This is a genomic window from Pseudarthrobacter oxydans (genome assembly GCF_013314975.1).
GTDB lineage: Bacteria > Actinomycetota > Actinomycetes > Actinomycetales > Micrococcaceae > Arthrobacter > Arthrobacter oxydans.
Genome location: NZ_JABTYH010000026.1, coordinates 1 through 12,666, shown reverse-complemented (window position 1 = coordinate 12,666; position 12,666 = coordinate 1). Strand labels below are relative to the sequence as shown.

Genomic DNA, 12,666 nt, shown 5'->3' with positions numbered 1-12,666 from the left:
CCCCGGACGCTCTCTCACTTGATGCAGGAAATCCCCGATCGCTCTCTCACTTGCCCCAGGAAAGTGAGAGAGCGATCGTCGTTAAGCGGCATTAAGTGAGAGAGCGTCCCTTAAGGGGGGAAGGACGTACGACGGCGGCGCCTGGCTCAGCGGCCCTTTGGCACCCGCCGCACGGAGAGGGCAGTGCTGGCAAAGAACGTCAGCACGGACGCCAGGATCACCAGCAGGGCCGGGGTCCAGGAGCCGGAGGCGTCGTGGATGAAGCCCACCAGCGGCGGGGCGGCGGCTCCGATTGCGTAGCCGGCGCCCTGCACCACAGCGGACATGCGTCCCGCCGATGCCTGGTCCCTTGCCAGCCGGATGATGGCGATGAAGATGACGGTGATGCCGCCGCCCTGGGCGATACCGCCGGCAGTGGACCACAGCCACCATGCTCCGGGTGCCAGCAGCAGACCGGCGGGCACGGTGATCCACAGGACACCCAAGGTGACCGTCACGGACGTCATGCTCATGTATTTAGCGGCAAACGGCACTCCAAGACCGCCCACGATGGCGAGGATCTGGAAGATGGAGGAAGCCGCGCCGGCCTCGGTTGCGGACATTCCCAGCTCGTCGTTGAGGTAACTGGGCAGCCAGGCCGTCACCCCGTAATAGGAAAACGCCTGCCCGGCGAAGCCCGCCGTCAGCCCCGCAGTGATCCAGCGCGAGCCCCGGACCGGCGCCAGGCTGCTGGTCGCTGTGCTTTCGGGCGAGACCAGGAATGCGTTTCGCGGACCCACGGCGAGAATCCAGAACGCCACCGCTGCCACCGCCAGGACCGCCACCGATCCCAGCGCGAACCTCCACCCCGCCACGCCGGCCAGCGGTGCCGTGGCCACCGACGTCAGGAACGAGCCGATGTTCAGGGCTGCCGTGTAGATGCCCATCGCGGTCCCCTGCCGGGCGGGGGCAAAGTCGCGGCGGATAATCAGGGGCACCGCGATGTTGCCCACCGTAATGGCCAGGCCGATCACGACCGTACCGGCCATCACCAGGACCGGTCCCCCAGAGGAACGGACCAGGACGCCGGCCAGCACTCCAAGGATGGTCAGCGTCACTGCGAACTCGGCACCGAACTTCCTGGAGGCCAGGGATGCCAGGGGCGCGGCCAGGGAGAAGCAAAGAACCGGGATACTGGTCAGCAGCCCCAACATCACCGGCGAGAAGTTGAGCTCGGCCTGCATCAGGTCCACCACCGGGGCAACGGCTATGAACGGTCCCCGAAGATTAAGCGCCAGCAGGCCGATGCAGGCCAGCAGGATCCAACTGGAGGGAACCCGGGCGAGGATCCGGCCGCTCACAGGGCCAGGAACCGGTCTGGGGGTGGTTTCATCACTCCCATTGCTATCACGCCCGGCGGTTCAGCGGTTCCAGGCGTCCCCGCAGGACCTGCTGCCTTACGATGAACTTCACGCCAGAGAGATCCGGGACGAAGGACACCGCCATGCAGCACCGCCTCGCCATCCTTGATGACTACCAGGATGTAGCCCATGGTTTTGCCGACTGGGCAGCCCTGGAAGCGGAGGGGGTCAGCGTTGTTACCTACCGTGAACCTTTCGCCTCGGCCGAGTCCCTGGTGGCCGCGCTGGCGGATGCCACCATTGTGGTTGCCATGCGCGAGCGGACCGCCTTTCCGCGCGAAGTGCTCGAGAAACTTCCCGGCCTCCAACTCCTGGTAACCACCGGGATGGCGAATGCCTCCGTTGATGTTGCCGCGGCTGCCGAGCAGGGCATCACCGTCTGCGGAACTCCGGGTTCGCCCACCGCCGCTCCCGAGCTGACGTGGGCACTCCTGCTGGCCATCGCCAGGAACCTGACAGCCGAGGAGAACTCCCTGCGCGCCGGTACCTGGCAGACCTCGGTGGGATTCGAGCTGGCAGGAAAAACCCTTGGTGTTGTGGGACTTGGCAAGATCGGGCGCCGCATTGCGGCCTACGGGCAGGCCTTCGGGATGGAGGTGCTGGCCTGGAGCCAGAACCTGACGGCCGGGGCGGCGGAGGAGGCCGGTGCGCGGCTGGTGTCCAAGGAGGAGCTGTTCCGCCAGTCCGACGTCGCCACGCTCCACCTCCGGCTCTCGGCACGCTCGGAGAACATCGTGGGTGAACCGGAGCTGCGCCTGCTGGGACCCGAAGGCATCCTGGTCAACACCGCCCGGGGCCCGCTGGTCAACCAGGACGCACTGCTCAGGGCCCTCAGCGAGGGCTGGATCCGGGGGGCGGCCCTGGACGTGTTCGACCAGGAACCGCTGCAGGCCGGGCATCCGCTCCTCACCGCACCCAACACGGTGCTCTCGCCGCACCTCGGCTACGTCACGCGGGAAAGCTACCGCCAGTTCTACGGCGGGGCATTCGAGGATGTCACCGCCTGGCTGGCCGGCGCCCCCGTCCGGACCATCACGCCGTAGCCGGTCTTCAGCCCGCCATGGCGTTCCCCGCGAGGGTTGCCTCGATAACCGCCGGGGAAAGGACATGCTGGGTCACCAGCTGGCTGGCGCCGAGGATCGCGGCCTTGTCCCCTGCATGGGACAGCCCGATCCGGAGCTGCGACGTGGCAAGGGGCAGCGAGCGCCGGTAGACAACCTCCCGGACGCCGGCCACCAGGTGCTCGCCCGATTCCCCGATGCTCCCGCCGATGACGATGACCGACGGGTTCAGGAGGTTCACCACAGTGGCGAGCACATCGCCCACGTCCCGGCCTGCCTGGCGGAGTGCCTGGACAGCCTGCTGGTTCCCGTGGGCCACCAGGCTGACCACGTCCGCCCCCGTCGCCGCTTCCAGCCCCTCGCTGCGAAGGCCAGCGGCAATGGCGGGTCCTGACGCGAGGGCTTCGAGGCAGCCATGGTTGCCGCACCGGCACAGGACGTGGTCCCCCCGGGGGACGCGGACATGTCCAAGGTCGCCGGCCGTGCCGTTGGCACCGCGCTGCAGCTGGCCGCTGCTGATGATCCCCGCGCCGATGCCGGTGGCCACCTTCACGAAGATGAAATTGTCCTGGTCCGGCCAGTGGGCGGTTCGCTCACCCAGCGCCATGATGTTGACGTCGTTGTCCACCAGCACGGGGACCGGCAGCGAGCGCTGGACAAACCGGACCACATCGAACCCGTCCCAGCCGGGCATGATGGGCGGCTTGACGGGGCGGCCGGTGTCATGCTCCACGGGTCCGGGCAGCCCGATCCCCACACCCGCCAGGTCCGCCACGCCGCGGGATGCCGACGCCAGAAGTTTCGCCGCCTCGCGGACCACCAGCCCCAGGACCTTCTCCGGCCCGTCCGCCACCTGCTGGTCCACCCGCCGTTCAGCGAGCACCGATCCGCCCAGGTCCGTGACGGCCAGCGCCACATGCGTGGCTCCGACGTCCACCGCCAGCACCACGCGGGCGGCCGGGTTGAAGGCAAAGCGCGACGGCGGCCTGCCGCCGCTGGAGGTTGCCTCACCTGCCGGGCCAACAAGTCCGGAAGAGATCAGGGCATCGATCCGGGTGGCCACGGTGGACCTGGCCAGGCCTGTAATGCCGGCCAGCTCAGCGCGGGTGCGGGCCCTGCCATCCCGCAGCAGCTGGAAGATGTCGCCGGCGCGCCCCGGCAACGCCTGGGCCTCGGCGGAAACCTGCCGACCGGTCGTCTTGTTCATAGGACATGGATAGCAGATCTACTTAATTATGTCACGGCAGCAGCTTTTGCTTGACGTTCGGCAAAAGTACTCCTAGCTTTGCAGGTAGACCTGCATCACACTTGCCGGTACGGCCAAGCAACCAGGAGACACCTTGTCCTACTCAATTCAGCTATACACCCTGCGCGACGCCATCCAGGAGGACCTGGCAGGGACCATCCGCAGGGTCGCGGACATCGGCTTTACCCAGGTGGAGCCCTACAACTTCGTGGCCACCGCAAAGGAACTGGGGGCGGCCCTGAAAGAGAACGGACTGACGGCACCGTCCGGCCACGCACCGCTGCTCAGCCAAGACCAGGACCAGATCTTCGCGGCAGCCCGGGACCTGGGCATCACCACGGTGATCGACCCGTTCATCCCCGCCGACCGCTGGCAGGCGGCTGAGGACATCCAGGCCACGGCAGCGGCCCTGAACGAGGCCGCCAGGAAGGGTGCCGAATACGGCATCCGGGTGGGTTACCACAACCACCAATGGGAACTGGAGTCCACCATTGAGGGCAGGACCGCCCTGGAATACTTCGCCGGCCTGCTCGATCCGGAACTGGTCCTTGAAGTGGACACCTACTGGGTGGCTGTCGGCGGGCAGGACCCCGTGGACATCCTCACCAGGCTCGGCGACCGGGTAAAGCTGATCCACATCAAGGACGGGCCACTCACGACGGACACCAAGGCGCAGCAGCCTGCAGGCAAGGGCCGGGTTCCGGTCCTCGACGTCATCGCCGCCGCCACTTCCCTGGAGGTGGGCGTGGTGGAATTCGATGACTACGACGGGGACATCTTAGAGGGCATCGCGGAGAGCCTTGCCTTCCTCAAGGCCGCCGCAAGCACCGAAGGAGCCCAGGCATGAGCACCCCCTCCACGGCCAAGGGCCCGGTTGGCGTCGGCGTCATCGGCGCGGGCAACATCAGCAAGCAGTACCTGGACAACCTCACCACGTTCCCTGACCTGAAGGTCCACGTCATTGCCGACCTCTTCGAGGAGGCGGCCGAAGCCCGCGCCAAGGAATACGGAATCGCCGAGTGGGGCGGGGTGGAAAAGGCGCTTCACCATCCCGACGTCGAAATCATCGTCAACCTGACCATCCCGGCAGCGCACGTTGAGGTGGCCACCGCAGCCGTCAACGCCGGCAAGCACGTCTGGACCGAGAAGCCCTTTTCCCTCGACCGCGAATCGGGTCTGGGGCTCCTCAAGACGGCCGACTCCGCAGGCATCCGCCTGGGCTGCGCCCCCGATACCTTCCTCGGCGCCGGCCTCCAGACCGCGCTCCGCCTGATCCAGCGCGGCGACATCGGCACCCCGCTGACGGCCATGACCACGTTCCAGACGCCCGGACCGGAGTCCTGGCACCCCAACCCGGCGTTCCTTTTCCAGTACGGGGCGGGCCCCCTGTTCGACATGGGCCCCTACTACCTCACCACCCTGGTCCAGGCATTCGGCTCCATCCGCAAGGTGGCCGCCGTCGGGTCCAAAGCCAAGGACGTCCGCGTCATCGGTTCCGGCCCCAAGGCCGGCGAGGAATTCACGGTGGAAGTCCCCACCCACGTCTCAGCGATGGCCCAGTTCGAGAGCGGAGCATCCTCCCACAGCGTCTTCTCCTTCGAATCCCCCCGCCAGCGGATGGGCTTCGTGGAGATCACCGGGACGGAGGCCACCCTGTCCCTGCCGGACCCCAACAACTTCGACGGCGACGTCAGGCTCTGGCGCGCGGGCGACGAGGACTGGACCACCATCCCGGCCACGGGGCCTGCCAACGGCCGCGGCATGGGCGTCCTGGACATGGCGCGTTCGCTCCGCGCCGGTGTCCCGCACCGGGCCACCGGCGGGCTGGCGTACCACGTGCTGGATGCGATGGTCTCCATCTCGGAGTCCATGGACTCGGGAACGTTCGTGGACGTGGCAAGCTCCGCACCGGCGTCGGCTCCCCTCCCCGAAGACTGGGCGCCGGAAACCCTGACCCTCGGAGGCTCCGCATGAGCCCGGACGCAGGCACCACCGCGCCGCTGGGCGTGGCCATGATCGGCTACGCCTTCATGGGCAAGGCGCACTCCAATGCGTGGCGGAACGTGGCCAGCTACTTCGACGTCCCCGCGTTCGAGCAGAAGGTCCTGGTGGGCCGGGATGCCGCAGCCGTTGCGGAGGCCGCCGCCAAGTACGGGTGGGCAGAAACCGCCACGGACTGGCGGACTGTCCTGGACCGGGACGACATCCACATCATCGATGTGTGCGCACCCGGCTGGATGCACGCGGAAATCGCCATCGCCGCCCTGGATGCCGGCAAGCACGTCCTGCTGGAGAAGCCGCTGGCCAACACAATGGCCGAGGCTGAAGCCATGACCGCCGCCGCAGCACATGCCCGGTCCAAGGGCGTGCAGTCGATGGTCGGGTTCAACTACCGCAGGGTCCCGGCCCTCGCCCTGGCCAAAGAGCTCATCGCCGAGGGCAGGATCGGAACAGTCAGGCACGTCCGCGCCGCTTACCTCCAGGACTGGCTCGCGGATGACCAGGCGCCGATGTCCTGGCGGCTGAAGAAGGAAACCGCGGGCTCCGGCGCGCTCGGCGACATCGCCTCCCACGCGATCGACCAGGTCCTGTTCCTGCTCGATGACCGGGTCACGGAAGTCTCGGGCCGTGTGCACACTTTCGTGAACCGCCGCCCCGGCACGGGCGGTCAGGCAGGCGGGCTGGAGGACGTAACGGTCGACGACGCCGCCTGGGCTACGCTGTCCCTCGCCTCCGGAGCGATCGCCTCAGTGGAGGCATCCCGGGTGGCCACCGGCCGGAAAAACTCCCTCCAGCTCGAGGTTTTCGGCGACAAGGGAGCCCTCCGGTTCGACCTGGAAAACCTCAACGAACTCCAGTTCCTGGACGCCACCGCCCCCGCCCGGGAGCAGGGCTTCCGGAGGATCCTGGTCAGCGAGCCGGAGCACCCCTACGTGGATGCGTGGTGGCCGCAGGGCCACATCATCGGCTGGGAGCACACCTTCACGCACGAGGTGCGCGACTTCCTGCTGGCCGTCAGCTCCGGAACCGCGCCATCGCCGTCGTTCGAGGACGGACTGGAAGTCCAGCGCATCCTGGACGCGGTGGAGCAGTCCGCCGCGTCCAACAGCACCCTGGTCCAACTCTCCCCCGCCGCAACCCCGGCAGCCGGCACAGCCGGTACCACCGAAGGAGCCTGACATGACCCGCCCGTTTACCCTGTTCACCGGCCAGTGGGCCGACCTGCCGCTCGAGGAAGTTGCCAGACTCGCCTCGGGCTGGGGCTACGACGGCCTGGAAATCGCCGTCTCCGGAGACCACCTGGACGCCTGGCGCTGGGACGAGCCCGGCTACGTCGAGTCCAAGCTCGCCCTGCTGGAGAAGTACAACCTCAAGGTCTGGGCCATCTCCAACCACCTCAAGGGCCAGGCCGTCTGCGATGACCCCATCGACTTCCGCCACCAGGCCATCGTGGGGCCGAAGGTCTGGGGTGACGGCGACCCCGAGGGCGTCCGCCAGCGCGCCGCCGAGGAAATGCAGCACACCGCCCGGCTCGCCAAGGCACTCGGCGTGGACACCGTCGTCGGCTTCACCGGCTCCTCCATCTGGCAGTACGTCGCCATGTTCCCGCCCGTCCCGGAGAAGGTCATCGACGCCGGCTACCAGGACTTCGCCGACCGCTGGAACCCCATCCTGGACGTCTTCGACGAATGCGGCGTCCGGTTCGCCCACGAGGTCCACCCCTCCGAAATCGCCTACGACTACTGGACCACCGTCCGGACCCTCGAAGCGATCGGGCACCGGGAAGCGTTCGGCCTGAACTGGGACCCCTCGCACATGATGTGGCAGGGCATCGACCCGGTCTCCTTCATCTGGGACTTCAAGGACCGGATCTACCACGTGGACTGCAAGGACACCAAGGTCCGCCAGACAGGCCGCAACACCGTCATGGGCTCCCACCTCCCCTGGGGCGATCCCCGCCGCGGCTGGGACTTCGTCTCCGCCGGACGCGGCGACGTCCCCTGGGAAGCGTCCTTCCGCGCGCTGTCCGCGATCGGCTACGACGGCCCCATCTCGGTCGAGTGGGAAGACGCCGGCATGGACCGCCTCCATGGCGCCCCCGAAGCCCTCGCCGCCCTCAAAAAGTTCGACTTCCCGGCGTCGAACACCTCCTTCGACGCCGCCTTCAAGCAGTAACCGCGAAGAGTCGGCAGGGACGTAAAATCCCTGCATGACCTCTTCCATCCGAAAGGCAACAGCGGACGACGCCGGCGCGCTGGCTGCGCTGGCGGCCGTCACCTTTCCGCTGGCGTGCCCGCCGTCAGCGTCACCTGATGACATCGCAGCGCACCTTGCGAACACGCTCAGCGAACGGCACTTCCAGGACTACCTGGCCGATCCGGACACCACCATCCTGGTGATCGACGGCGGCGGGCTGCGCGGCTACAGCCTGCTGGTGAACCGGCCGGCCGAAGACCCGGACGTCGTTTCGGCACTGGGAATCATGCCGTCAGTGGAGCTGAGCAAGTGCTACGTCCACCCTGAACACCACGGGCTCGGGGCCGCCGCCGAGCTGATGCACGCCAGCCTCCGGGCGGCGGCGGAAGCCGGCGGCCGGGCCGTCTGGCTGGGAGTCAACAGCCAGAACGCCCGGGCCATCCGGTTTTATGAGAAGTCCGGGTTCCGGAAAGTGGGTACCAAGTCGTTCCGGCTGGGCAGCGCGGTTGAACACGACTTCGTGCTTGAGCGGGAGGTTCCCTGAAGGACTGCCCGGCCGGTCCACGGCTCCGCCTGCCCGATCTCAGGCGTTCCGGGGCGGGTAGGCCAAGTGCGGGCGCGGTTCGGCGATGAGCTTGAGGCCCGGCGGCAGGCCGTCGATGCTGCCGCCGGTACCGTGGGCCCTGATGGTGACCCGGGAGGTGTCCAGCAGGACGTTCGCGGCCTGGAAGTCGCCCATATCCTCGGGCAGGATCGGCGCCAGGTGGACCACTCCGCGCGTGAACACGGGGTCGAACCGGAGCAGGGCGCGGATCAGCTGTATCGGTGCCGCAGCAGCCCACGCCTGAGGTGAGCATGCCGTCGGATAGGGGACGGGGCCGGGGAATTCGCCGCGGTCAAACCCGCAAAAAAGTTCGGGCAGCCTGCCGTCGAAGTGCTCAGCGGCGTCAATGATGCCGGTGGCGAGCCGCCGGGCTTCCTCAACGAACCCGTAGCGCATCAGCCCGGTGGCAACCAGGGCCGAATCGTGGGGCCAGACGGAACCGTTGTGGTAGCTGACCGGGTTGTACGCGCCCATGTCGGAGGCCAGGGTGCGGATACCCCAGCCGGTAAACATCTGGGGCGACATCAGGTGCTCCACGACGGACGGCGCCTTGTCCTCGTCCACGATGCCCATCCACAGGCAGTGCCCCATGTTTGACGTACAGGCATCCACGGGCCGCTTGTCCTTGTCCAGCGCAACAGCGAAATAGCCCTTGTCCGGCAGCCAGAACTTTTCGTTGAAAGCAGCCTTCAACTGCTCCGCGCGGCCCTCCCAGTGCTGTTCCAGGGCGTGGTCGCCGGTCCAGCGGGCCAGCAGGGACCGGCCCACGTAGGCGCTGTAGACGTATGCCTGGACTTCGCAGAGGGCGATGGGCGCCTCTGCCATGGTTCCGTCCGCGAAGTTGATGCCGTCCCAGGAGTCCTTCCACCCTTGGTTGATGAGTCCATGGTCATTGGGACGGAGGTACTCCACAAACCCGTCGCCGTCACGGTCACCGTAATGCTCGATCCACTCCAGTGCGCGGTCCACGTGGGGCAGCAGAGGTTCCACGACGTCCTTTGACAGCCCCCACCTGCTGAGTTCGCCAACGAGGGCAGCGAACAGCGGCGTGGCGTCGGCGGTGCCGTAATAGGCGGTTCCGCCGACAGCCAGGCCCGCGGTGACGCCAAGCCGCACTTCATGCGGGATGCGCCCGGGCTCTTCCTCCGAGTCCTTGTCAACTTTCGTCCCCTGGAGGCCTGCCAGGGTCTGCAGCGTTCCGGCAGCCAGTTGTGGATCAACCATAAGGCTCATATAGGAGGACAGGATGGAGTCCCGTCCGAACAGAGCCATGAACCATGGCGCACCCGCCGCCACGGCTGCCCGTTCGGGGTGATGGGGGTCAAAAATCCGGAGTGAACCCAGGTCGCTTTGGCTGCGGTTGAGAACAGCCTGCAGGTTGGCGTCCGCCACGGTAATCACGGGAACGTTCTGCTCCCAGCGGTGGTGCCGCCGGACGCCTTCCCGATGATGCGGAAGCCCGGTCTCGGTAAAGGCTTCGGCGGGCCCCTGGCCGTTGATCAGGGGTACCACAATGATGCTGGTGGACCATTTGCCGCGGGCAGGGACCGTTGCCCGGAACCGAAGACCATCCAGGCTGACATCGGCTCCCCGGGCACGCACCGCCGTTCCCCGCTGCTGCCCGTCACGGACGCTTTCGATGACCAGCTGGCCGTCCCGGACAGACCGGGTGGTTTCGTGTGTACCGGGAATCCGTCCGCCCTTGACGTCGAAGAGATCAGCCTGGTCAGCGGCCACAAGAAGCTCAATGTCACATTCAACGGGCTCCGCCGAGTAGTTCTCCAGCGTGATGTCATCCTGCAAGCCCGGCCCGATGTGGCGGACCTGCCGGACCACCAGGGGGCTGTCGAACCGGCCGTCCGGCCACTTCGCACGGCCAACGAACGTGGCCTCGAAAGGCTTTGGCCGCTGGGCCGAGAGCGGCTCCCGCAGCACGCCGTTGACCCGCAGCACCCAGTGGGAAATGATGCGGGTGTCCTGGAAGAAAACACCGTTCGTGCCGCCGTCGGCACTGATGTCCCCGGTCCCGGACGAGATGCAGAATGAGGACCCCTCCAGCACTGTCACGGAACCGGACTCGGCCGCACCTGCCTCGGTGTCTTCGTTCCACGCGGTCATGGAAGGACTCCTTCCTTCAGGGAGTGGACGCTGCCGGGGCTGCGAGGACCGCCGGCCCCTTAAAGATTCTGGTGCACGTGTGCGGTATCCGGAACCCCTCCAGGCATTCTGCTTTCGATCAGTTCCGTGAACAGCCGGAGGTGCTGGCCCACCATGCGCTCCACGCTGAAGCGCTCCGCCACAACCCTGCGGCAGGCAGCCCTGTCCAGCCCGGCAGCAGCCCCGGCGAAACGGGCCAGGTCCCCGGTTTTGCCGAGAAAGCCCGTACGTCCGTGGTCGACAATCTCCGGGGCAGAACCAATCTTTGTCCCGATGACCGGCGTGCCGGTGGCCAGCGCCTCGATCATCACCAGCCCGAACGGCTCAGACCACTGGATGGGGTTCAGGAAGGCCAGCGCCCCGCCCATCAGCCGGTACTTGGTCGCGTCATCCACCTCCCCCACGAAATCCTCGTTTGGCCCAAGCAGCGGCTCAATGACCTCGTGGAAGTACCGGAGTTCAGCGGGTTCGCGCATCTTCACGGCGATCCGCAGCGGCATACCGGCCTCGCGGGCGATCACGATGGCTTCCAGCAGCCCTTTGTCCGGGCAGGACCGCCCTACAAAGCACAAGTAGCCGCCATCGCCGGCACCCACCGGCACCGAGGAAACGTCCATGCCGTGATGGATGACGCGGGTGATCGGCACCTCGGGGGCATGCGAGGCCTGGTCCCGGGAGATTGCGATGATGGCGGCCCGGCGGCGCGCGATGGCCCCGTAGATGTCCACAGCATGCGCATTGAGTGGGCCGTGGATAGTGGTCACCACTGGCGTCCCCTGGGGAGAATGCACGTAAAGGGGCCCCGCCATTGTGTGGTCATGGATGATGTCCACGCTCCCAAGGCTTTTGTAAGCCCTGACGACGTGGCTGAGTTCCGAGGTGGTGGAACCCAGTTCATGCGGTGCCGAGTCCTGCATGCCCGCCACGAGCGGGACAGGGCAGGTGCTGTCCGAGGGCGCTGCCAGCAAAACCTCATGGCCTGCTGCCACGAACCCCCGGGCCAGGTTGTCCACTACCCGTTCAATGCCCCCGTAGGTCACAGGTGGAATCGGGATCCACGGTCCCGCAACAAGTCCTATCCGCATTCCTGGCCTCCAGGATTTTGACAGGCCGGGATCCCCAGGTGTCCTGGCATTTCCATCGGATCCGTTCGACGGTCCGCATGGCGATTCGGAACAGCTCTCCGAGGGCGTTTGCTTAACCTTGCTCCGACTATCGCCCTAACAGGGCCGCAGCACAAGCCCTACTGTGGGGTACCTAACAACGGCCGCCGGAATGACGCCGCGCGCCACCGGGTTGTCCCAGGTATGAAGATTGAGATCTGGTCCGACGTCGCGTGCCCGTGGTGCTTCATCGGCAAGCGCCGCTTTGAAGCCGCCCTGGCGGCGTTTCCGCACCGGGATGCGGTGGAGGTGACCTGGCGTAGCTATCAGCTGGACCCCGCCCTTCCTGAGCACTACGACGGAACCGAACTGGACTACCTCAGCACCCGCAAGGGCATGCCGCGGGAGCAGGTTTCACAGATGTTCGACCATGTGGCCCGGGAGGCCAGCGGTGAGGGGCTGAACTACCGCTTCGATTCCGTGGTCGTGGCCAACAGCTTCACCGCACACCGCCTGATCCATCTCGCTGCCGCGCACGGCAGGCAGGACGCCGCCAAGGAGCGCCTGCTCAGTGACCACTTCGAGCATGGCAAGGACATCGGCAGCCGCGAATACCTGACGTCCCTGGCGATGGAACTGGGCATCGGCCGGGCCGAGGTGGACGAGCTGTTCACCACCGACAAGTACGCGGATGACGTCCGCTTTGACGTCGAAGAGGGCCGGTCCCTGGGCATCAGCGGCGTGCCGTTCTTCGTCATTGACCGGAAGTTTGGCCTCTCCGGGGCCCAGCCGACCGAGACGTTCTCTGCAGCCTTGGACCAGGCATGGCAGGACGCCAACCCGCTGGTACTGGTCAATTCCGCGGAGGGCGGGGCGTGCGGGCCGGACGGCTGCCCCG

The 12,666-nt window shown here is 66.9% G+C and carries 11 protein-coding genes; 7 read left to right on the top strand and 4 right to left on the bottom strand.

Annotated elements, in window-relative coordinates; all coding sequences use genetic code 11:
* Positions 1–146 precede the first annotated feature (146 nt).
* Positions 147–1,340: an MFS transporter gene (locus HTS88_RS15775; protein WP_174179987.1), complete on the bottom strand. Its 1,194-nt coding sequence runs from the start codon at positions 1,338–1,340 to the stop codon at positions 147–149.
* A gap of 143 nt (positions 1,341–1,483) precedes the next feature.
* On the opposite strand from HTS88_RS15775, the gene HTS88_RS15770 reads away from it, so the two are divergent.
* Complete coding sequence (locus tag HTS88_RS15770) at positions 1,484–2,443, top strand: D-2-hydroxyacid dehydrogenase family protein (RefSeq protein ID WP_174179985.1); 960 nt, start codon at positions 1,484–1,486, stop codon at positions 2,441–2,443.
* A 7-nt stretch (positions 2,444–2,450) separates the two neighbouring features.
* On the opposite strand, the gene HTS88_RS15765 is transcribed toward HTS88_RS15770, so the two are convergent.
* Positions 2,451–3,668 carry an ROK family transcriptional regulator gene (locus tag HTS88_RS15765; protein WP_174179983.1) on the bottom strand — a complete coding sequence of 406 codons (1,218 nt, stop codon included), beginning with the start codon at positions 3,666–3,668 and terminating at the stop codon, positions 2,451–2,453.
* A 133-nt stretch (positions 3,669–3,801) separates the two neighbouring features.
* Here HTS88_RS15765 and HTS88_RS15760 point away from each other — a divergent pair, with 133 nt between their 5' ends.
* From HTS88_RS15760 to HTS88_RS15740, 5 genes are read left to right on the top strand one after another with little or no spacing between them, the layout of a single operon-like run.
* Positions 3,802–4,554 (top strand): sugar phosphate isomerase/epimerase family protein, encoded by a 753-nt coding sequence (locus tag HTS88_RS15760; protein ID WP_174179981.1) that lies wholly within the window; start codon positions 3,802–3,804, stop codon positions 4,552–4,554.
* Positions 4,551–5,681, top strand: coding sequence for a Gfo/Idh/MocA family protein (locus HTS88_RS15755; RefSeq protein WP_174179979.1), 1,131 nt, complete (start codon positions 4,551–4,553; stop codon positions 5,679–5,681). Before HTS88_RS15760 ends, HTS88_RS15755 begins: the two co-directional genes overlap by 4 nt.
* Positions 5,678–6,886, top strand: a complete 1,209-nt coding sequence (locus HTS88_RS15750) for a Gfo/Idh/MocA family protein (protein WP_246256366.1) — start codon at positions 5,678–5,680, stop codon at positions 6,884–6,886. The genes HTS88_RS15755 and HTS88_RS15750 overlap by 4 nt, the downstream gene beginning before the upstream one ends.
* Position 6,887: 1 nt before the next feature.
* A complete protein-coding gene (locus tag HTS88_RS15745; RefSeq protein ID WP_174179977.1) occupies positions 6,888–7,883 on the top strand; it encodes a sugar phosphate isomerase/epimerase family protein in 996 nt (331 codons plus the stop codon).
* A 34-nt stretch (positions 7,884–7,917) separates the two neighbouring features.
* Complete coding sequence (locus HTS88_RS15740; RefSeq protein ID WP_174179975.1) at positions 7,918–8,448, top strand: GNAT family N-acetyltransferase; 531 nt, start codon at positions 7,918–7,920, stop codon at positions 8,446–8,448.
* Positions 8,449–8,487: 39 nt separating this feature from the next.
* Here the strand turns inward: HTS88_RS15740 and HTS88_RS15735 are convergent, their stop codons facing one another.
* Both HTS88_RS15735 and HTS88_RS15730 read right to left on the bottom strand, forming a co-directional pair.
* Entirely contained in the window at positions 8,488–10,626 is a 2,139-nt protein-coding gene (locus tag HTS88_RS15735; protein ID WP_174179973.1) for an amylo-alpha-1,6-glucosidase, read from the bottom strand.
* 59 nt (positions 10,627–10,685) lie between these two features.
* Entirely contained in the window at positions 10,686–11,750 is a 1,065-nt protein-coding gene (locus HTS88_RS15730; RefSeq protein ID WP_174179971.1) for a glycosyltransferase family 4 protein, read from the bottom strand.
* Positions 11,751–11,972: 222 nt separating this feature from the next.
* On the opposite strand from HTS88_RS15730, the gene HTS88_RS15725 reads away from it, so the two are divergent.
* The coding region (locus HTS88_RS15725) for a DsbA family oxidoreductase (RefSeq protein WP_174179969.1) at positions 11,973–12,666 on the top strand (694 nt) is incomplete at its 3' end.